Origin of the sequence: Aurantimonas sp. HBX-1 (assembly GCF_021391535.1) — a bacterium.
GTDB lineage: Bacteria > Pseudomonadota > Alphaproteobacteria > Rhizobiales > Rhizobiaceae > Aurantimonas.
This window is the reverse complement of sequence record NZ_CP090066.1, coordinates 1115239-1134491: the sequence shown is the minus strand read 5'-3', so window position 1 is coordinate 1134491 and position 19253 is coordinate 1115239. Positions and strand designations below refer to the sequence as shown.

The following is a 19253-nucleotide window of genomic DNA, read 5'->3' as shown; positions in this document are numbered from 1 at the left end:
CTCAGCCCGCCTCGCCGCCCCGTCCGATCCGCTCGAACCAGGCATCCTCGTCGATCACCTCGACTTCGAATTCCGCCGCCTTCTTGAGCTTCGAGCCGGCGCCGGGGCCGGCGACGACCAGATCGGTCTTCTTCGACACCGAGCCCGCCACCTTGGCCCCCAGGGCCTCGGCCATGGCCTTCGCCTCGTCGCGGGTCATGCGCTCCAGCGAGCCGGTGAACACGATGGTCTGGCCGGAAACCGGCGAAGTCGCGGCGGGCTTCTCGACCGTCTCGATGGTGAGTTCGCGCACCAGCTCCTCGACCAGCCGGCGGTTGTGCTCCTCGGAGAAGAACCGCGCCACCGCGGTGATCACCGCCCCGCCGATATCCTCCAGCGCATCCATCTCGGCGGCGGCCTCGGCGTCCCCCTCGGCGACCTTCAGCGCCGCCACGTGGAAGGCGTCGAAGCTGCCATAGGCGCGGGCCAGCGTCTTCGCCGTCGCCTCGCCGACATGCCGTATGCCCAGCGAGAAGATCAGCCGGTCGAGCGCGATCGTCCGCCGTGCCTCGATCGCCTCGAACAGGTTGCGGGCCGAGACCTCGCCGAAGCCTTCCTTGTCCTTCAGCTTCTTCAGCGAGGCGGCGTCGCGATCCCGCATCCTGAAGATGTCGGCGGGCGTGCGGACGCGAAAGTCCGGGTCGTCGTAGAACAGGTCGATCTGCTTCTCGCCGAGGCCGTCGATGTCGAAGGCCTTGCGGGAGACGAACAGCTTCAGGTGCTCGCGCCGCTGGAACGGGCAAGCGAACTCGCCGGTGCAGCGGCGCACGACGCTCTGCGCGCCAGACGCCGTCTCCTCGCGCACCACCGGCGTCTTCAGCTCGCACGGGCAGGTGTCGGGAAATGCGAACGGCTTGGCGCCCTTCGGCCGCTTGTCGGGGACGATGCCGAGCACCTGCGGGATCACGTCGCCGGCCCGCTGGATCTGCACCGTGTCGCCGACCCGCACGTCGAGCCGCTCGATCTCCTCGGCATTGTGCAGCGTGGCGTTCTGGACGACGACGCCGCCGACCGTCACCGGATCCAGCTTGGCGACCGGCGTCAGCGCGCCTGTGCGCCCGACCTGGATCTCGATGTCGCGCAGCACCGTTGTCGCCTGCTCGGCGGGAAACTTGTGGGCGATCGCCCAGCGCGGCGAGCGCGAGACGAAGCCGAGCCGCTTCTGCAGCGCGAGGTCGTCGACCTTGTAGACCACGCCGTCGATGTCGTAGCCGAGCCCGGCCCTGCCCTCCTCGATCCGGTGGTAATGCGCGATCAGCCCCTCGATCGTCTCGAAGCGCTGCATCAGGTCGAGCGTCGGAAAGCCCATCGCCTTCATTGCCGCGACGACCGCCATCTGCGTGTCGCCCGGCACCTCGCTCGCCTCGCCCCAGGCATAGGCGAAGAAGTTCAGCTTGCGGCGCCTTGTGATGCCGGCGTCGAGCTGGCGCAGCGACCCGGCCGCGGCGTTGCGCGGGTTGGCGTAGATCGGCTTGCCTTCCTCGGCCTGGCTCGCATTGAGCGCCGCAAAGCCGGCATGGCTCATATAGACCTCGCCGCGCACCTCGAAGACGTCCGGCACGGACCCTTTCAGCCGGTTCGGGATGTCGGACACGGTGCGGGCGTTGCGGGTGACGTCCTCGCCGGTGGTGCCGTCGCCGCGCGTCGCCGCCGAAACCAGCTCGCCCTGCTCGTAGCGCAGCGACAGCGACAGGCCGTCGATCTTCGGCTCCGCAGTGATCCCCAGCGGCGCCGCCTCGTCGAGCTTCAGGAAGCGCCGCACGCGCTTGGCGAAGTCCGCGACGTCCTCGTCGGAGAAGGCGTTGTCCAGCGACAGCATCGGGATGGAATGGCGGATCTTGCCGAACTTGTCCGACACCTCGGTGCCGACCCGGGCGGACGGCGAGTCTTCCCGGATCAGGCCGGGAAACCGCGCTTCGATGGCGCTGTTGCGGCGCCGCAGCGCGTCGTACTCGGCGTCCGAGACAGTCGGCGCGTCCTCGGCGTAGTAGCGCCGGTCGTGCGCGGCGATCTCATGCGCCAGCCGTTCCAGCTCCGCGGCGGCATCGGTCTCCGTCAGTTCCTCGACCGGCGTGTCGCTCATCCCGCGTCCCTGTTCATTCCGTAGTCCGCCGCCAGCCATTCCGGCTGCGGCAGGTCGAGCGCCAGCGCCCGTTCGGCGATCCGCCGCGCGACCGTCGGCACGCGGGTCACCAGCGGCATGGCGAAGGGCAGGAGCCACAGCATGGGACCCCCCGGCCGGCTGACCATGTCGGTCATCTGGCGGGTCACCTTCAGCACCTCGTCGACCACCGGCAGCCGCTTGGTCTCGTATTCGGTCTCGCGGCCCTCGGCGAGCAGGAAGGCCAGCGTCGCCGCGTCCCAGATGCCGAGATTCATGCCGCGCCCGCCGACCGGCGAATGCACGTGGGCGGCGTCCCCCGCCAGGAACACCCGTCCCTTGGCCATGCGCTCGGCGCGCCGGAATGCGACGCTGAAGCGCGACGTCCAGGTCACCGCCTCGATCCCGGACACCCCGTTGTAGAGCGCCTCGGGGTCGCCCCCGAGGCCGATATAGCGGCCGGCATGCGGCCCGAACGGCAGCAGCGCCGAGCCGCCGATGCCGGAGCGGATGTTGACCTTGGCGCGCGTCGGATCGATCGGCGCCGAAAAGCGCACGTCGGCCAGCGAGAAGACGCCCGGATAGCCCTCCCCGCGCCAGGGGATGCCGACCGCCTCGCGCACCCGGGAATGCACGCCGTCGCAGCCGACCACGGCGCGCGCCGCGACGGTCTCGCCATTGGCGAGGATCGCCCGCGGCTTGTGCGTGTCGACGATGTCCTCCAGCGCGAGGTTCCACTCCACCCCGACGCCGTGCGCCGCCAGCCACTCGACCATGATCCGCTCGGTCCGGCCCTGGGGCAGCGACAGAATGAAAGGCGTCGGCGTGCGCGCCGCGGAAACCTCGATGGAAAACAGCCGGTGCCCGTCGCGGGCGACGTCGGCGCCGGTGATACGGGCACCTTCGGCGAGCAGCCGCGCCGAAACCCCGGATGCGGCGAGGATCGCCAGTGTCGTCGGCAGGGTTCCGAGCGCCCGCGACTGTTCGGGCGGCGTCGGCCCCTCCCCGGCGTCGATGATCCGCACCGGCAGGCCGCGGCGGGTCAGCTCGACCGCGGCGGCGAGTCCCACCGGCCCCGCCCCGGCGATCAGGATCACGCGGTGATGCGCCATCGCCTCTGCCTCCCTAGCGCCCGTCGGCGCCGATCAGCCGGGCCGCGGCGGCCCGGGCCTCCTCGGTGACGCTCTCGCCGGCGAGCATCCGCGCGATCTCCTCGCGCCGCCCGGCCTCGCCCATCGTGGCGACGCGGGTCTCGACCCGGTCCTCGCCGCCTTCGGTGCTGGCCTTGGAGATCAGCAGATGCGTCGTGGCGCGCGCGGCGACCTGCGGCGCGTGGGTCACCGCGAGAACCTGGACGGAGCCCGCCAGCCGGCCCAGCCGCCGCCCGATCGCATCCGCCACTGCGCCGCCGACGCCGGTGTCGATCTCGTCGAAGACGAGGGTCGGCGCCGAGCCGCGGTCGGCCAGCGCCACCTTCAGCGCCAGCAGGAAGCGCGACAGCTCGCCGCCCGACGCGACCTTCATCATCGGGCCGGGGCGCGTGCCGGGATTGGTGCGCACGAAGAACTCGACGCTGTCGATGCCGGCGGCCGACGGGCGGTCCGGGTCGCTCGCCAACTCGACGATGAAGGCGGCGCGTTCGAGCTTGAGGTCGGGCAGCTCCGCCATCACCGCGCCTTCGAGCAACCGCGCGGCGACCTGGCGCTTCTCCGACAGGGCCGCGGCAAGGCCGGCGAACTGCGCGCGCTTCTCCGCCGCCTCCGCCGCCAGCCGGTGCAGGCGCTCCTCGCCCGCGTCGACATCCGCGAGATCGCCGATCATCCGGGCGGTGAGCTCCGGCAGGTCGTCCACCGGCACGTTGAACTTGCGGCCCGCCGCCCGCAGCGCGAACAGCCGTTCCTCAGTCTCCTCCAGCGCCCGCGGGTCGAACTCCAGCGAGCGCAGCGCCGCCGCCAGCGCCATCTGCGCCTCCGACAGCGCGTCGAGCGCCACGTCGATCCGCTCGATCGCGGGATCGAGCAGGCCCGGCAGCTCGTCGCGGCGACGGTCGAGGCGCTTCAAGAGCCCCGCCAGCGGCGGGATCGGCGAGGCATGGCCGGAAAGCTCCTCGTTGGCGTCGCTGACGTCGGTGGCGATCTTCTCCGAGCGCATCATCGTCTGGCGCCGTGCCGCGAGTTCCTCCTCCTCGCCGGCGATCGGCGCGAGATCCGACAGCTCCTCGACCGAGGCGCGCAGGAAGTCCGCCTCGCGCTGCGCCGCCTCGACGCGGGCGCGGTGCTGGAGCAGCGCCTGCTCGCAATCCTTCCAGGCGGCATGGGCGCGGGCCACCGCCTCGGCCTCGGCCTGCAGGCCGCCGTACTGGTCGAGCAGCAGGCGATGCGCGGCCGGGTCGATCAGCGCCCGGTCGTCGTGCTGGCCGTGGATCTCGACCAGCAGCTGGCCGAGGTCGCGCATCAGCGCGACGCTGGACGGCCGGTCGTTGACGAACACGCGCGTGCGCCCGTCGGCGCTCTGCACGCGGCGCAGGATCACGTCGCCATCGGCGTCGATGCCATTCTCGACAAGCATGGCGCGGGCGCGATGATCGCCGGCGATGTCGAAGACCGCCGTCACCTCGCCCTGCCTGGCGCCATGGCGCACCAGCCCGCCGTCGCCGCGGCCGCCGAGGGCGAGCGACAGCGCATCGAGCAGGATCGACTTGCCGGCGCCGGTCTCGCCGGTCAGCACCGAAAGTCCCGCCGCGAGGGCGAGGTCGAGCCGTTCGATGAGAACGATGTCACGGATCGAAAGGTGAACCAGCATGGCCCGAATGTCGGTAGTGAAGCGCCGTCGCTATGGCAACAGCCAGGCGAAGATAGGGCGGCCTGTCTCGATCGGCACGGCGTCGAGAATTCGAAAGGCCGCCTTCCGGGGAAGACGGCCTTTTCAATGCACTCTCTGGTCTGGCAGGGCTCAGGCCCGCGGCGCGGTGGCGCCGGGCCCTCGCCCGATGGCTGCCGTCAGGCGCCGGTGATCATCCGGCCGGCATTGGCGAACCACGAGTTGGCGCCGCCATCGCGCGGCGACAGGCCCTTGCTCTGCAGCAGCTGGTAGGTGTCGCGGTACCACGGCGAGTCGGGGAAGTTCTGGCCGAGAACCGAGGCCGAGGCCTGCGCCTCGCTGGTCAGGCCCATCGCGTAATAGGCCTCGGTCAGGCGCGCGAGCGCCTCCTCGACCTGGCGCGATTCCGGATAGACGTCGACGACGTTCTTGAAGCGGTTGATCGCCGCCAGGTACTCGCGCCGCTCGAGATAATAGCGGCCGACCTGCATCTCCTTGCCGGCCAGCTGGTCGCGGGCGATGCGCACCTTGGTGCGGGCGTCGTCGGCATATTCCGAATCGGGATAGCGCTCCATCACCTCGCGCATGGCCGCGGCGGCGCGCGCCGATTCCTTCTGGTCGCGGGTGACGTCCGGGATCTGCCGGTAATAGGCGAGACCGATGATGTACTGGGCGTAGGCGGCGTCCTCTGAGCCCGGGTAGAGCGCCAGATAGCGCTTCGCCGAGCTGATGGCGTCCTCGTACTCGCCGCTGCGGTAGCTGGCGAAGGCGCGCATCACCAGCGCCTTGCGGGCCCATTCCGAATAGGGATGCTGGCGGTCGATCGCCTCGAACTTCGCCGACGCCTCGCTGAGGCGCCCACCTTCGAGATTGGCGAGACCCTGGTTGTAGAGCACGTCCGGCGGTTCGGTCTGCGCGGCGAGCGCCAGCGCGTCGACGTCGCTGGTGCCCGACGACATGCAGCCGGAAAGCCCGCCCAGCGCCAGCCCGAGGACCGTCGCCAGCCCGAGCGTCGCCTGGCGCGAGCGCGGGACGGCCCGTGATGTTTGCGGATTGCTCATATGCGTCGACCCCCTGCCTTCTAAAGGCCCGGCATGTGTACGCCCGACCTTCGATGCCGGCAACGCTCAAGCCGCACCAAGCCGTCTTTTTTGTGACTGCTGCGCCCGACCGCTCGCTTCAGAGCGTTTGTGGCCCGTAGGCGGGCGCCGCGACGGCGACCAGCGGCGCGTGGCGGACGGGATCGACCCGCCGCGACGGCATCTCGATCATCTCGTAGGCGCGCCGGTCCGCAAGCAGGGCCTGCAGCGCCAGCGCGTTGAGCTTGTGCCCACCGCGATAGGAGCGGTAGCAGCCGAGGACGCGGGCGCCGGCGAGCGCCTGGTCGCCGATCGCGTCCAGCGTCTTGTGGCGGACGAACTCGTCCTTGTAGCGCAGGCCTTCCGGGTTGATCACCCGGCCGTCCTCGCCGATCACCACGGAATTCTCCAGCGACGAGCCGAGCGCGAAGCCCGCCGCCCACAGCCGCTCGACATCCTTCATGAAGCCGAAGGTGCGGGCCCGCGAGAGGTCCCGCGCGAAGCGCTCGGCCGTCAGGTCGGCGCTGTAGGCCTGGCGTCCGATCGCCGGGCTGTCGAATTCGATCTCGACCTCGAAACGCGTGCCGTTATGCGGGCGGTACTCGGCCCAGGCACCGTTCATCTCGACGGTCACCGGCTTCAGCACGCGCAGATAGCGGCGCCGGCAGGCCTGGCTCACTGTGCCGGCCTCGCGGATCGCCGCGATGAAGGCGGCGGCGCAGCCGTCCATGATCGGGGTTTCCTGCGCGTCGATCTGCACGACGATGTTGTCGACACCCATCGCGTAGAGCGAGGCCATCAGATGCTCGATGGTCGACACGTGCGCGCCACGCGGGTCACCGACCACGGTCGCGAGGTCGATGAGGGCGGCGTTGGCGGAGGTCGCCTTGATTTCGTGCAGCAGCTCGCTGCCGTCGAAGAGATGGAAGACGATGCCGGTATTCGCTTCGGCCGGAAGCAGGCTGAGCTGGACAGGCAGGCCGCTGTGGACGCCGACACCGTCGAACGCGATCCGCGAGCCTATCGTCTGCTGAAACATTGACACTACCGGCAAACCTTTCCCACCATGCAGATCGAGGAACGGCGCGCTCATTGTGCGGCTGGCGTCCCCTCGGCGTTCCGGGTTGCTTGCCGTGAGAAGCTGATCGCCCCCCGACGACCAGCACGACGCAGAACCTGCAAAACGCGTAGAAAGTCCTAGAACGAGGCCCGTCGGGGGCCAAATCACGCTTTCTTACCCGTTGTTACCGCGAAGCTGGTTAACGCATCGCAAAAGCGACCATTTTCAACAACTTAGATGCGAAAGGGCCCGCCGGTCTCCCGGCGGGCCCTGTGTCAAACTTGCAACGTGCGTGGATCAGTTCGCCTGGCGGCGCAGAAACGCAGGAATCTCAAGCTGATCGTCGTCGCTCTGCGGCCGCTGCGCGGCCACCGGGCGGGCCGCCGATTCTGCCGCCACGCGGCGCGGCGCGTAGGGGCTCGGCTCGGCCGGGGCACGGCGCGGCTGCTCCGCGGCGGGCCGGCGCGTGTCGGCGGCGCCCTCCTCGTCCTGGTGACGCGACAGGCCGGTGGTCAGGCGGCGCAGCAGGCCCATCGGGCCGCGATCCTCGTGGCCGTCGGCGGATGCTGCGCGGCTCTCGATCTCGGCACGAACCGTCGGCGGGAAGTCCTCGACGCGCGGCATGCGCGGCGACTGCACGACGGCGGCATGGCGCTCGGCGGCCGACGACGGGCTGACCTGGGCGATCTCCGCCTCGAGCGCGGCGGTGAAGTCGTCCTCGATCTCGTCGGCGGCGAAGTCTTCCTCGACCGCGGCGAACGCCGGGGCCGCATGGGCCTCGGCCGGACGCTGGGTCACCGGCTGCGCGACCGGGACGGCGCGCGGCTGGGCGGCGGCGGCCGGCTGGGCGACGGCCTGGGTCTGGGCCATCATCGGCCGCTCGGAAGCGACGTAGCCGTCGGCCTTGTCGATGCCGGTGGCGACGACCGAGACGCGGATGACGCCCTCGAGGTTCTCGTCGAAGGTGGCGCCCAGGATGATGTTGGCGTCCTGGTCGACTTCCTCGCGGATGCGGGTCGCCGCCTCGTCGACTTCGAACAGCGTCAGGTCACGGCCGCCGGTGATCGAGATCAGCAGGCCCTTGGCGCCCTTCATCGAGGTCTCGTCGAGCAGCGGGTTGGCGATCGCCGCCTCGGCGGCGGCCATCGCACGGCCCTCGCCGGAGGCTTCGCCGGTGCCCATCATCGCCTTGCCCATCTCGCGCATCACCGAACGGACGTCGGCGAAGTCGAGATTGATCAGGCCTTCCTTGACCATCAGGTCGGTGATGCAGGCAACGCCCGAGTAGAGCACCTGGTCGGCCATGCCGAAGGCGTCCGCGAAGGTGGTCTTGTCGTTGGCGATCCGGAACAGGTTCTGGTTCGGGATGACGATCAGCGTGTCGACGTTCTTCTGCAGTTCCTCGATGCCCTGGTCGGCGATGCGCAGCCGGCGCTGGCCCTCGAAGTGGAACGGCTTGGTGACGACGCCGACGGTCAGGATGCCCTTCTCACGCGCCGCCCGGGCGACGACCGGGGCCGCGCCGGTGCCGGTGCCGCCGCCCATGCCGGCGGTGACGAAGCACATGTGCGAGCCGAGAAGGTGATCGCAGATCTCGTCGATCGACTCTTCAGCCGCCGCGCGGCCGACCTCCGGCTGCGAGCCGGCGCCGAGACCCTCGGTGACGGCGACGCCCATCTGGATGATGCGTTCGGCCCGCGACGAGCGCAGGGCCTGCGCATCGGTGTTGGCGATCACGAACTCGACCCCTTCGAGGCCGGCGTTGATCATGTTGTTGACGGCGTTGCAGCCGCCGCCGCCAACGCCGAAGACGGTGATGCGGGGCTTCAGCTCGGTGATGTCCGGCTTGTTGAGGGTGATGCTCATCGTTCGTTCCTCGTTCCACTGTTCGGGCCGTCTCGCCGCGCGGCCGATCCCTTGATCCATGTCTGCCGGCGCACGGCGCACCGTTCACTTGGCAACCCGGCGGCTTGCGCCGCGGGTGTCGTCAGAGGCTCCGCCGGAGCCATGAGCCGATCCGCCCTGTCCTGGTATTCTCGTCGACCGCGAAGGCCGCGATCGAGGTTTCCGCGACGTATTCGCGATGCGCCACCTGCGGAAAGATCAGCAGCCCCACCGCCGTCGCGAAGGCCGGTCCCTTGTGCGACGGGTTGAGCCCGGAGACGCCCACCGGGCGTCCCAGCCGGACATTGCGCTGCAGGATGCTCTTGGCCGTCTCGCCGAGCCCGGCCAGCTGGCTGGCGCCGCCGGTGAGGACGACGCGCTTGCCGATGACGTGGCCGAGGCCGGAGGCGGCGAGCCGGTCGCGCACCAGTTCCAGCGTCTCCTCGACGCGCGGCAGGATGATCTTGGCGACCAGCGAGCGGGCGACGGTGATCGGCGCCTCGTTGCCGTCCTCGCCGAGCGGCGCGACCTGCACGGTCTCGCCGTCCTCCAGAAGTTCGCTCAGCGTGCAGCCGTGCATGACCTTGAGCCGCTCGGCGTCGGCCGGCCGGATCGACAGGCCGCGCGCCAGGTCCATGGTGATGTGGTGGCCGCCCATGGCGACCTGGTCGGCATAGACGAACCGGCCGTTCTGGAAGATCGCGATGGTGGTCGCGCCGCCGCCCATGTCGATGCAGGCCGACCCCATGGCGGCCTCGTCCTCGACCAGCGTCGACAGCGCGCTGGCATAGGGCGTGGCGACGAACGCCTCGACCATCAGATGCGCCCGGTTGATCACCGCCTCGAGATTGCGCAGCGGCGTTTCCTCGGCCGCCAGCACGTGCATCGACGCGCCGAGCCGCGAACCGCTCATGCCGAGGACCTGCTCGACGCCGCCCTCGCCGTCGATCGCGTAGTCGCAGCCGATCGAGTGCAGCGCGACGCGGTTGTCGTCGAGCGGCACGCGCGCCGCCTGGCCGAGCACCTTGGCGATGTCGAGACGGGTGATCTCGCCGTCGGTGTCGATCTCGGCGTAGCCGCGCAGGCTCTTCAGCCGCCCGGCGGTGACCGAGACGATGAGGGATTCGATGGTCAGGCCGGCCATCCGCTCGGCGGCCTCGACGCAGTGGCGGATCGCCTGCTCGGCGGCGTCGAGGTCGACGACGACGCCCGACTTGATGCCGTGCGAGCGCTGGTGGCCGACGCCGACAACCTCGATGGCGTGGGTGCGGCCGGGCAGCATCTCGCTGGGCAGCCGCGGCCGCAGCCGGGCGATCAGGCAGGTGACCTTCTCCGAGCCCACGTCGAGCACGGAAATCACCCGCGTCCGGCGCTTGGGCAGCGCGCTGATGCGCGGCAGATCGCCCCGGCCTCGTGCAAACAGACTCATACCGGGTTGTCCTTCCGGCTACGCTTCATGATCTTCTCGCGCTCCTCGAGCGCAGCGTTGCGGCGCACCAGGGCTTCCGGCGTCAGCTTGACGACCATCCGGTCGCTGAGGCGCACGTCCACGGCCTCGATGTCGCGTGACAGCAATCCGTGTTCCCGATCCATCCGTGCCACCTCCGCCAGGGCTTCGACCGCCCCATTTTCCGGCAACCGTATGGTCACGCCATTCTCGAGCCGCAGGTCCCACCGGCGGTCGCCGACCCGAATGTAGGCCCTGACCCTTGCGCGAAGCTCGGGCAGCACTTCCATCTCGTCGATCAGCGCGGCGGCGGAACTCGCCGCGCCGGTGCCGACGACGATCGGCAGCGCCGCGTAGCGGCCCGGCGTGTAGGGCACGATCTCCCTTCCCTCGCGGTTGACGACCAGGAACTCCGTGCCGCGCTGCCAGACCGCGTAGGGCCGGTGCTCCGACAGGGTGATCCGGACATGGTCCGGGAAGACCTTCGCCACCGAGGCGCGGTCGACCCAGGGCATCGCCTCGAGCGTCTCGCGCGCTGCCGCGGGGTCGAGCGAGAACAGGCTCTGCGAGCCGGTCTGCCAGAGCGCCTGCAGGGCGTCGATCTCGGAGGTCTCGTCGTTGCCCTCGACGTCGACCCGGTTGATCGAGAAGCCGAGCGGCTGGGCGAAGGCGTCGATGACGGTCACCGTGTGGCCGCCGGCGGAGATGCCGTAGACGACGCTGGAGCCGATCACCGCCGCCGCCAGCATGCCGAAGCGCGGCAACGGCGCATGGGCCAGCGCCGCGGCGCCGCTCGAGGCCCGCCGCGCGAGGCGCACGACATGCAGCGTCAGCCGGCCGGGCGCGCGCAGCGGCCGATAGTCGTCGCTCATCGCCCGCATGACGCGTCCTCCACCATCCAGGTGAGCAGTTCCGGAAAGCTGTGGCCGGAGGCGGCGGCGATGTCGGGCACCAGCGAGACCTCGGTCATGCCGGGCTGGGTGTTGATCTCCAGCCAGATGACCTCGCCGCCCTCGCCGAACCGGTCGTCGTAGCGGAAGTCCGAGCGCGACACGCCGCGGCAGCCGATGACGCGGTGCGCCGTGAGCGACCATTCCTGGATTCGCCGCGTCACCGCCGCGGGGATCTCCGCCGGCACGACGTGGCGCGAGCCGCCGGCGACGTACTTGGAATCGTAGTCGTAGAAGGCGTGGCCTTCCGGGATGATCTCGCAGACCTCGAGCGCGACGTCGCCCATCACCGCGCAGGTGAACTCCCGGCCGTGCACGAAGCGCTCGACCATGACGATGTCGCCATAGGGCCAGTCGGCGCCGTAGAGCTGCTGCGGCGGGTGCTCCTGGTCCTCGCGGACGATCAGCACGCCGAAGCTCGACCCTTCCGCCACCGGCTTGACCACGTAGGGCGGCGACAGGACATGCGCCTTGGCGGCCGCGTGGCGGTGCATCACCTTGGCTTCGGCGACCGGAATGCCGGCAGCCGACGCGATGGTCTTGGCGACCTGCTTGTTCATCGCCAGCGCCGAGGCGAGGACGCCCGAATGGGTGTAGGGGATCTGCAGGTATTCCAGAATGCCCTGGATGGTGCCGTCTTCGCCGTACGGGCCGTGCAGCGCGTTAAACGCGACGTCCGGGCGGAGTTCCGACAGCACCGTTGCGACGTCGCGGCCGACATCGACCGTCGTCACGTTGTAGCCGGCGGTCTCCAGCGCAGCGGCGCAGGCAGCACCGGAGCGCAGGCTCACCGGCCGCTCCGACGAAAATCCACCCATCAAAACCGCGACATTCTTGGCCATGGACGCCCGTTTCCAAACTGCACGAAGGCTTCCGGCCATTCATCGCAGTCCGATGGTTAAGCAGGAGTTAACCGATTGGGGCGAAAGCAAGAAAATCGTAATCCTGTCGGCAGACAGGCGAAAATGCGGCAGCTGGAGAGAGGTGATCCATGACGGACGGGCCGCGTCCGAGGTGGGGCGCCCTCTCTCCCCTCAAGGGGGAGAAGGTGCAAATCCGCGTAGCGAAGCAGGCGTCGGCGTTGAGGCGCCCTCTCTCCCCTTGAGGGAGAGAAAGCCTTTTCGCGGTCTTGGTCCCGAGGCTTGCCGAGGGCCAAGTCGCAGAAAAGGCAAGAGAGGGGTAAAAGGACGTTGCAAGCGGGCGGTGATCCGCACGGAAGAGCACCCCTCTCTTGCGATTTCTGTCGCTTAGGACCTGCGGCCCTAAGCCGATGAAATCGCTTTCTCCCCCCTCAAGGGGGGAGAGGCTGCCTCAGCCTCGCACCGGCGCAGCAAACCCTACCAGCCCGCGCTTCCAGCCGGCGTTGGCGAAGTCCACGGTGAGCTTCAGCTTATCGTTGACGATGAGGAAATTCGACCAGCCGCCTGATGTGATTCAGACTTTGCACAATTGGCCACTGGCGACCCGCTCGGAGACTGGCTGATCTCCCCCCTTGTGGGGGAGATGGGCGGCAGCCCAGAGGGGGGTGCTACGGCATCGAACTTGGCAGGGCTTCACACCCCCCTCTGCCTTGCCAGGCATCTCCCCCACAAGGGGGGAGATCGAAGCGTCAGCGCTCGGCGCTCCACAAAGAACCGGGAGAGCGGCGCCGCCTGGAGGCCCCGCCTCAGCCCCTGCCCAGAAACGGCTCGACGCCCTGCCCTTCGGCAAACCGCCCCAGCCGCTTGATCTCCCACTCGAGCCGGATGCCCGAGGTCTCCAGCACCCGCGCCCGCACGGTCTCGCCGAGCGTCTCCAGGTCATGGCCGGTCGCTGTGCCGGTGTTGATCATGAAGTTGCAGTGCATCTCGGACATCTGAGCCCCGCCGACCGTCAGGCCGCGGCAGCCGGCGCGGTCGACCTCCTTCCAGGCGGAGGTGCCGGGCGGGTTCTTGAAGGTCGAGCCGCCGGTCTTCTCGCGGATCGGCTGGACGGTCTCGCGATGGTGCTGGACCTCGTCCATCAAGGCGCGGATCTCCGCCGGTTCGGCGGCCTCGCCCTCGAACACCGCGCTGGTGAAGATCAGGTCGCCGGGCGCCTCGGAGTGGCGGTAGGAATAGCCCATCGCCGCGTTGGAGAGGACATGTACCTCGCCGCGGCGGTCCACGGCGCGGACCTCGCGCACCCGCTCCCGCGTCTCGGCGCCGTTGGCGCCGGCATTCATCCGCAGCGCCCCGCCGATGGCGCCCGGGATGCCGTGATAGAAGTGGAAGCCGCCCAGCCCCGCCTCCAGCGCCACCGCCGCCAGCCGCTTGTCCGGCGCCGCGGCGCCGGCCATGATCGTGGTTTCGCCGGACCGCTCCACCTGGCCGAAGCCCTTGGCCGAGAGGCGGATCACCACGCCCGGAATGCCGCCGTCGCGCACCAGCAGGTTCGAGCCGATGCCGACAACCATCACCGGCACGTCCTCGGGCAGCGCCGCCAGGAAGGCCGACAGATCCGCCTCGTCGGCCGGCTGGAACAGGAGTTCCGCCGGGCCGCCGGTGCGGAACCAGGTGATCTTGTCCATGCCGGCATCGGGCGTCAGCCGCCCGCGCACATCCTTCAGGCGGTCGCCCAGGCGGGCGAGCAGCCTGGCGCCATCCACCTCAGGCATCGTCCGCCGCCAGCGCCTCGAGATCGCGCGGCAGCGCGTAGGCCCACTGGGTGATCGACCCGGCACCGAGGCAGATCACCATGTCGCCCGGCTGGGCCACGCGGTGGATCAGCGGCGCCAGTTCCTCCGGCCCATCGATCAGCCGCGCGTCGCGATGGCCGCCGAGCTTCAGCCGCTCGACCAGCATCTCCGACGTCACGAACTCGATCGGCTCCTCGCCGGCGGCATAGACCGGCGCGATGACCACCGTGTCGGCGTCGTTGAAGCAGGCGGCGAAGTCGGCGAACAGCGACTGCAGCCGCGTGTAGCGGTGCGGCTGCACGACGGCGATCACCCGCCCGGTCGACGAGGCGCGCGCCGCGGCCAGCACCGCGCGGATCTCCACCGGGTGGTGGCCGTAATCGTCGTAGATGGTGACGCCGCCGACCGTGCCGGTCAGGGTGAAGCGGCGCTTCACGCCGCCGAACGCCGCAAGCCCCGCGCGGATCGAATCCGCCGGGATCTTCAGCCAGTGGGCGACGGCGATCGCCGCAGTGGCGTTGGAGACGTTGTGCCGGCCCGGCATCGGCAGCTTGAGTCGGTCGATGACGTGCGTCTCGCCGGTGATGCGGTCGCGGATCGTCACGTCGAACAGCGAGTTGCCGGTCTCGTAGCGGACATTCTCGAAGCGCACGTCCGCCTGCAGGTTCTCGCCATAGGTGATGACCCGGCGGTCCTCGATCTCGCCGACCAGGGTCTGCACCTCGGGATGGTCGAGGCACATCACCGCAAAGCCGTAGAACGGCACGTTCTCGACGAAGGCGCGGAAGGCGTCGCGGACCTTGTCGAACGTGCCGTAATGGTCGAGGTGCTCGGGGTCGATATTGGTGACCACCGCGATGTCGGCCGGCAGCTTCAGGAAGGTGCCGTCGGATTCGTCGGCCTCCACCACCATCCAGTCGCCGGCGCCCATGCGCGCGTTGGTGCCGTAGGCGTTGATGATGCCGCCGTTGACCACCGTCGGGTCGAGGCCGCCGGCGTCGAGCAGCGTCGCCACCATGGAGGTCGTCGTGGTCTTGCCGTGCGTGCCGCCGATGGCGATGGCCGAACGGAAGCGCATCAGTTCGGCCAGCATCTCGGCGCGCCGGACGATCGGCAGCAGCCGTTCCCGCGCCGCCGCCAGTTCGGGATTGGCGCGCTTGATCGCCGTCGAGACGACGATGACCTCCGCCTTGCCGAGATTTTCCGCGGCATGGCCGATATGCACCGTCACGCCCATCTCGCGCAGCCGCTGGACATTGGCGTTCTCGGACTGGTCGGAGCCCTGCACGGTGTAGCCGAGATCGACGAGCACCTCGGCGATTCCGCTCATCCCGATGCCACCGATTCCGATGAAATGGACCGGCCCGATATTCGGCGGCATCTTCATGCGCATCCCCCTCGACTGCTGCGGCAGGAAGCTGCCGATCAGCGCCCTTCGTCAGAGCGCGGCATAGACTCAACCAGGTCGGCGAGCAACCGGGCGGCATCCGGAATGCCAGTCGCCCGGGCGGCGGTCGCCATGCTCGTCGCCCGCTGCTGATCGCCGGCGATGCCGGCAACGAGTCCCGCCAGGCGCTCCGGCGTCAGCTCTGCCTGGCGAACCACCAGCGCCCCGCCCTCGGCCTCCAGCCGCGCCGCGTTCGCCGCCTGGTCGTGGTCGAGCGCGTAGGGGTACGGCACCAGAATCGATGGCCGGCCAATCACCGCGATCTCCGAGACGGTGGAGGCGCCGGAACGGCTGATCACCAGATGCGCCGCACCAATGCGCTCGGCCATGGCGGCGAAGAACGGCGCCACTTCGGCCGGGATGCCGCGCTCCTCGTAGAAGCGCCGCACCGCGGCTTCGTCGTCCGCCCGCGCCTGCTGCGTCACCACCAGCCGGCGACGCAGTCCCTCCGGCAGCAGGTCGATGGCCGCCGGCACCGCCTCGGAGAAGAACTGCGCCCCCTGGCTACCGCCGAACACCACCAGCTTGAACGGCTCGTCGGGGCCGGCGGCCCGGTAGGGAATAGCGGAAGCCGCGATCACCGCCGGACGCACCGGGTTGCCGGTCACCGCGACCTTGCGGGCATAGGCCGGATCGATGGTCTGCTGCGAGATGCCGACGGCGATGCGGTCGACACGCGGCGCCAGGAACTTGTTCGCCCGGCCCATCACCGCGTTCTGCTCGTGGATGAGCGTCGCCCGGCCCGCGCGGATCGCCGCCATCAGCGGCGGCACCGTCGGATAGCCGCCGAAGCCGACGACCACCGCCGGCCGGATGCGCCGCACCAGCGCCCCCGCCTCGCGGAAGCCGCGCCACAGCGTCCACAGGGTCGCCAGTACCTTGATCGGGTTTTTTGAAGCGAAGGTGGCGGACCGCACGCGATGCACCGTCGCCACCGGGAAGCGGTCGGCGAAGCGTCCGGCCCGATCGTCGGTGACGAGCTGCACGTCGTGGCCGCGCGCCACGAGTTCGTGCGCCAGCGCCTCGGCCGGAAACAGATGGCCGCCGGTCCCGCCGGCGGAGAGAAGGATGGTCGTCATGCGCACCGGGCGGTTGGCCGGTCTGTGAGGCCGGCGCGGAAAGGAACGTCGTCACGACCTATTGCGCGGTCGCCGTCTTGCCAAGGCCCGGCGGCCGGCAGGGCGGGGACTTGTGTCCGCCGCCCCGCCGGCGTTCGTCAGGCGCCGTGCAGCTGATAGGTCCGCTGGACCAGCCGGTCGGTGTGCGAGCGGTTCTCCGGCCGTCGCCGCGTCAGCGCCAGGATGAACCCGGCCGACATGGCGATCGCCAGCATCGACGACCCGCCATAGGAGATGAACGGCAGCGTCATGCCCTTGGCCGGCATCAGCTGCAGGTTGACCGCCATGTTGATGATCGACTGCAGTCCGAACAGCAGGACGAGGCCGGAGATCGCCAGCCGGTTGAAGACGTCGCGCTGCTGTCCGGCGACCGTCAGGCCGCGCACCACGATGAAGGCGAAGATCGCCGCCAGCGCCATGCAGGTGATGATGCCGAACTCCTCGGCGATCACCGCGAAGGCGAAGTCGGTGTGGCTGTCCGGCAGCATGCGCTTGACCGTGCCCTCGCCGGGTCCCTGGCCGAGCCAGCCGCCGCGCATGATCGCCTCGCGAGCGGTGTCGGTCTGGTACGTGTCGCCTTCGCCGGTGAGGAACCGGTCGATGCGGCTGGCGACGTGCGGAAAGGCGAAATAGGCCAGCGCCGAGCCGCCGAGTGCCATGCCGCCGAGCAGCGCGATCCACAGCCACGACATGCCGGCCATGAAGAACAGCGCGCCCCAGGCGGCGGCGACCAGGATGGTCTGGCCGAGATCGGGCTGGGCAACCAGCAGCGCCACCGCGACCAGCAGGAGGATCATCGCGAACATGTTGCCGGGAATGTCCGGCCGGCGCTCCTTCTCGGCGAACAGCCAGGCGCAGATCACCACGAAGGTCGGCTTCATGAACTCCGACGGCTGGATGTTCAGCGGTCCGAGCTCGATCCAGCGGCGGGCGCCCTTGATCTCGGTGCCGAAGAACAGCGCCAGCACCATCAGCAGCAGCGACGCACCGAGGATCAGCAGCGCGGTGCGCCGCACGCCGCGCGGCGACAGCAGCGAACATCCGAACATCACCGCCAGCGACGGCAGCAGGAAGACCGCGTGGCGCTTGACGAAGTGGAAGGGTTCGAGCCCGATCCGCTCGGCGACCGGCGGGCTCGCCGCGAAGGAGAGCACCAGCCCGCCGACCAGCAGGGTCAGGAAGGCCGCGAGGAACCATCGGTCGACGCCCCACCACCAGTCGCTGACCACGCCACGCTTGGTCCGGCTCGTCATGCTCATCCCCTCTGGACCATCTCGATGCCGGGAAGGCGCCCCACCGCTTCCCGGAAGGCGTCGCCCCGCACCTCGAAATTGCGGAACTGGTCGAAACTCGCGCAGGCCGGCGACAGGAGGACGACGGCCTCGCCGCCGTCCGCGGCGGCGTCCGCCGCGGCATGCCGCACGGCGACGTCCAGCGTATCGGAGATTTCGTAAGGAATTCGTTTACCAAGCGTCGCCGCGAAGGCCGGCGCCGCCTCGCCGATCAGATAGGCCTTGGCGATCTTCGGGAAGAACGGCGCCAGCGGCGCGATCCCGCCCTCCTTCGCCAGGCCGCCGGCGATCCAGTGAACCCGCGGGAAGCTCGCCAAAGCGGTCGCCGCCGCGTCGGCATTGGTGGCCTTGGAATCGTTGACGAACAGCACGCCGCCGTGGCGGCCGACCATCTCCATGCGATGGGCGAGACCCGGGAAGCTCTGCAGCCCGGCCTCGATCTCGTCGCTGGACAGGCCGGCGAGGCTGAGCGCCGCCACCGCCGCCGCGGCATTCTGGGCGTTGTGACGGCCGCGCAGCGAGCCGATCCCGGCAAGGTCGAAGCGGGCCTCGGCAAGCCCCGGCATGCGGCGCAGCAGCGCCCGCCCGTCGAAACCCACCGCCGCGCTGGCATCGTCCGACTGCGATATGCGGATGACCGCCCTGCCCTCGCTCTCCAGTTCCTCGGCGATGCGCCGGCAATGCGCGTCGTCGATGCCGACGACGGCGGTGTCGGATCCCGCTACCAGCCGCGCCTTGATCGCCGCGTACTGGCTCATCGTGCCGTGCCGGTCGAGGTGGTCAGGCGTCAGATTGAGGAGGATGCCGACCGAAGGCGCCAGCGTCGGCGCGAGGTCGATCTGGTAGGACGAGCATTCCAGCACGTAATGGCGCCCCGGCGCCGGCGGCTCCAGCGTCATCACCGCGACGCCGATATTGCCGCCCATCTGCGTGTCTCGTCCGGCGGAACGCAGGCAGTGGGCAATCAGCGCCGTCGTCGTCGACTTGCCGTTGGTGCCGGTGATGGCGACCAGCGGCGCCTCGGGCGCCCGGGCCTGCCGCTCGCGGCTGAACAATTCGATGTCGCCGATCACCGGCACGCCCGCCGCCCGTGCCAGTTCCACCGTCCAGTGCGGCCGCGGATGCGTCAGCGGCACGCCCGGCGCCAGCACCAGGGCGGCGAAGCCCGTCCAGTCGGCATCACGCAGGTCGCCGGTCGGAATGCCCGCGGCTGCTGCTGCCGCGACGCTGTCGGGATTGTCGTCGAACGCCGTCAGCCGGGCGCCGCCCTCGACCAGCGACAGGGCGGTGGCGCGGCCCGAGCCGCCGAGCCCGAACAGCGCCACGGATCTGCCGGAGAAGCTTTCGGCCGCGATCATCG

At 69.9% G+C, this 19253-nt stretch carries 14 protein-coding genes; all 14 read right to left on the bottom strand.

Features of this window, described 5'->3' with window-relative positions; genetic code table 11:
• Position 1: 1 nt before the first annotated feature.
• The 14 genes from ligA to murD all read right to left on the bottom strand — a co-directional run bounded on the left by ligA (position 2) and on the right by murD (position 19251).
• Positions 2–2122 carry an NAD-dependent DNA ligase LigA gene (gene ligA / locus LXB15_RS05330; protein WP_233951451.1) on the bottom strand — a complete coding sequence of 707 codons (2121 nt, stop codon included), beginning with the start codon at positions 2120–2122 and terminating at the stop codon, positions 2–4.
• Entirely contained in the window at positions 2119–3252 is a 1134-nt protein-coding gene (locus tag LXB15_RS05325; protein ID WP_233951450.1) for an NAD(P)/FAD-dependent oxidoreductase, read from the bottom strand. The genes ligA and LXB15_RS05325 overlap by 4 nt, the downstream gene beginning before the upstream one ends.
• A gap of 13 nt (positions 3253–3265) precedes the next feature.
• The gene (gene recN, locus LXB15_RS05320) at positions 3266–4942 is read right to left on the bottom strand and encodes a DNA repair protein RecN (RefSeq protein ID WP_233951449.1); all 1677 of its coding nucleotides are present in this window, start codon (positions 4940–4942) and stop codon (positions 3266–3268) included.
• 197 nt (positions 4943–5139) lie between these two features.
• Positions 5140–6021, bottom strand: a complete 882-nt coding sequence (locus tag LXB15_RS05315) for an outer membrane protein assembly factor BamD (protein WP_255696725.1) — start codon at positions 6019–6021, stop codon at positions 5140–5142.
• 118 nt (positions 6022–6139) lie between these two features.
• Positions 6140–7078, bottom strand: a complete 939-nt coding sequence (lpxC, locus tag LXB15_RS05310) for a UDP-3-O-acyl-N-acetylglucosamine deacetylase (protein WP_233951448.1) — start codon at positions 7076–7078, stop codon at positions 6140–6142.
• A 318-nt stretch (positions 7079–7396) separates the two neighbouring features.
• On the bottom strand, positions 7397–8965 hold the full coding sequence (gene ftsZ, locus LXB15_RS05305) for a cell division protein FtsZ (RefSeq protein ID WP_233951447.1): 1569 nt from the start codon (positions 8963–8965) through the stop codon (positions 7397–7399).
• A 121-nt stretch (positions 8966–9086) separates the two neighbouring features.
• Positions 9087–10412, bottom strand: coding sequence for a cell division protein FtsA (ftsA, locus tag LXB15_RS05300; RefSeq protein ID WP_233951445.1), 1326 nt, complete (start codon positions 10410–10412; stop codon positions 9087–9089).
• A complete protein-coding gene (locus LXB15_RS05295) occupies positions 10409–11311 on the bottom strand; it encodes a cell division protein FtsQ/DivIB (protein ID WP_233951443.1) in 903 nt (300 codons plus the stop codon). Before LXB15_RS05295 ends, ftsA begins: the two co-directional genes overlap by 4 nt.
• Positions 11299–12222 (bottom strand): D-alanine--D-alanine ligase, encoded by a 924-nt coding sequence (locus tag LXB15_RS05290; protein ID WP_233951441.1) that lies wholly within the window; start codon positions 12220–12222, stop codon positions 11299–11301. The genes LXB15_RS05295 and LXB15_RS05290 overlap by 13 nt, the downstream gene beginning before the upstream one ends.
• A gap of 824 nt (positions 12223–13046) precedes the next feature.
• On the bottom strand, positions 13047–14015 hold the full coding sequence (gene murB / locus LXB15_RS05285; RefSeq protein WP_233951440.1) for a UDP-N-acetylmuramate dehydrogenase: 969 nt from the start codon (positions 14013–14015) through the stop codon (positions 13047–13049).
• Complete coding sequence (gene murC, locus LXB15_RS05280) at positions 14008–15423, bottom strand: UDP-N-acetylmuramate--L-alanine ligase (RefSeq protein WP_233951439.1); 1416 nt, start codon at positions 15421–15423, stop codon at positions 14008–14010. Before murC ends, murB begins: the two co-directional genes overlap by 8 nt.
• Before the next feature lie 38 nt (positions 15424–15461).
• On the bottom strand, positions 15462–16568 hold the full coding sequence (murG, locus tag LXB15_RS05275; RefSeq protein WP_370640178.1) for an undecaprenyldiphospho-muramoylpentapeptide beta-N-acetylglucosaminyltransferase: 1107 nt from the start codon (positions 16566–16568) through the stop codon (positions 15462–15464).
• 131 nt (positions 16569–16699) lie between these two features.
• Positions 16700–17854 (bottom strand): putative lipid II flippase FtsW, encoded by a 1155-nt coding sequence (gene ftsW, locus LXB15_RS05270; RefSeq protein ID WP_233951437.1) that lies wholly within the window; start codon positions 17852–17854, stop codon positions 16700–16702.
• 2 nt (positions 17855–17856) lie between these two features.
• On the bottom strand, positions 17857–19251 hold the full coding sequence (gene murD, locus LXB15_RS05265; RefSeq protein WP_233951435.1) for a UDP-N-acetylmuramoyl-L-alanine--D-glutamate ligase: 1395 nt from the start codon (positions 19249–19251) through the stop codon (positions 17857–17859).
• Positions 19252–19253 lie beyond the last annotated feature (2 nt).

Coding starts and splice junctions, on each gene's coding strand:
- LXB15_RS05315 (WP_255696725.1), bottom strand. CDS start 6,021: ATGAGCAATCCGCAAACATCACGGGCCGTCCCGCGCTCGCGCCAGGCG.
- murB (WP_233951440.1), bottom strand. CDS start 14,015: ATGCCTGAGGTGGATGGCGCCAGGCTGCTCGCCCGCCTGGGCGACCGC.
- ftsZ (WP_233951447.1), bottom strand. CDS start 8,965: ATGAGCATCACCCTCAACAAGCCGGACATCACCGAGCTGAAGCCCCGC.
- ftsW (WP_233951437.1), bottom strand. CDS start 17,854: ATGACGAGCCGGACCAAGCGTGGCGTGGTCAGCGACTGGTGGTGGGGC.
- lpxC (WP_233951448.1), bottom strand. CDS start 7,078: ATGTTTCAGCAGACGATAGGCTCGCGGATCGCGTTCGACGGTGTCGGC.
- murD (WP_233951435.1), bottom strand. CDS start 19,251: ATGATCGCGGCCGAAAGCTTCTCCGGCAGATCCGTGGCGCTGTTCGGG.
- ftsA (WP_233951445.1), bottom strand. CDS start 10,412: ATGAGTCTGTTTGCACGAGGCCGGGGCGATCTGCCGCGCATCAGCGCG.
- murC (WP_233951439.1), bottom strand. CDS start 15,423: ATGAAGATGCCGCCGAATATCGGGCCGGTCCATTTCATCGGAATCGGT.
- recN (WP_233951449.1), bottom strand. CDS start 4,942: ATGCTGGTTCACCTTTCGATCCGTGACATCGTTCTCATCGAACGGCTC.
- LXB15_RS05295 (WP_233951443.1), bottom strand. CDS start 11,311: ATGCGGGCGATGAGCGACGACTATCGGCCGCTGCGCGCGCCCGGCCGG.
- LXB15_RS05325 (WP_233951450.1), bottom strand. CDS start 3,252: ATGGCGCATCACCGCGTGATCCTGATCGCCGGGGCGGGGCCGGTGGGA.
- LXB15_RS05290 (WP_233951441.1), bottom strand. CDS start 12,222: ATGGCCAAGAATGTCGCGGTTTTGATGGGTGGATTTTCGTCGGAGCGG.
- ligA (WP_233951451.1), bottom strand. CDS start 2,122: ATGAGCGACACGCCGGTCGAGGAACTGACGGAGACCGATGCCGCCGCG.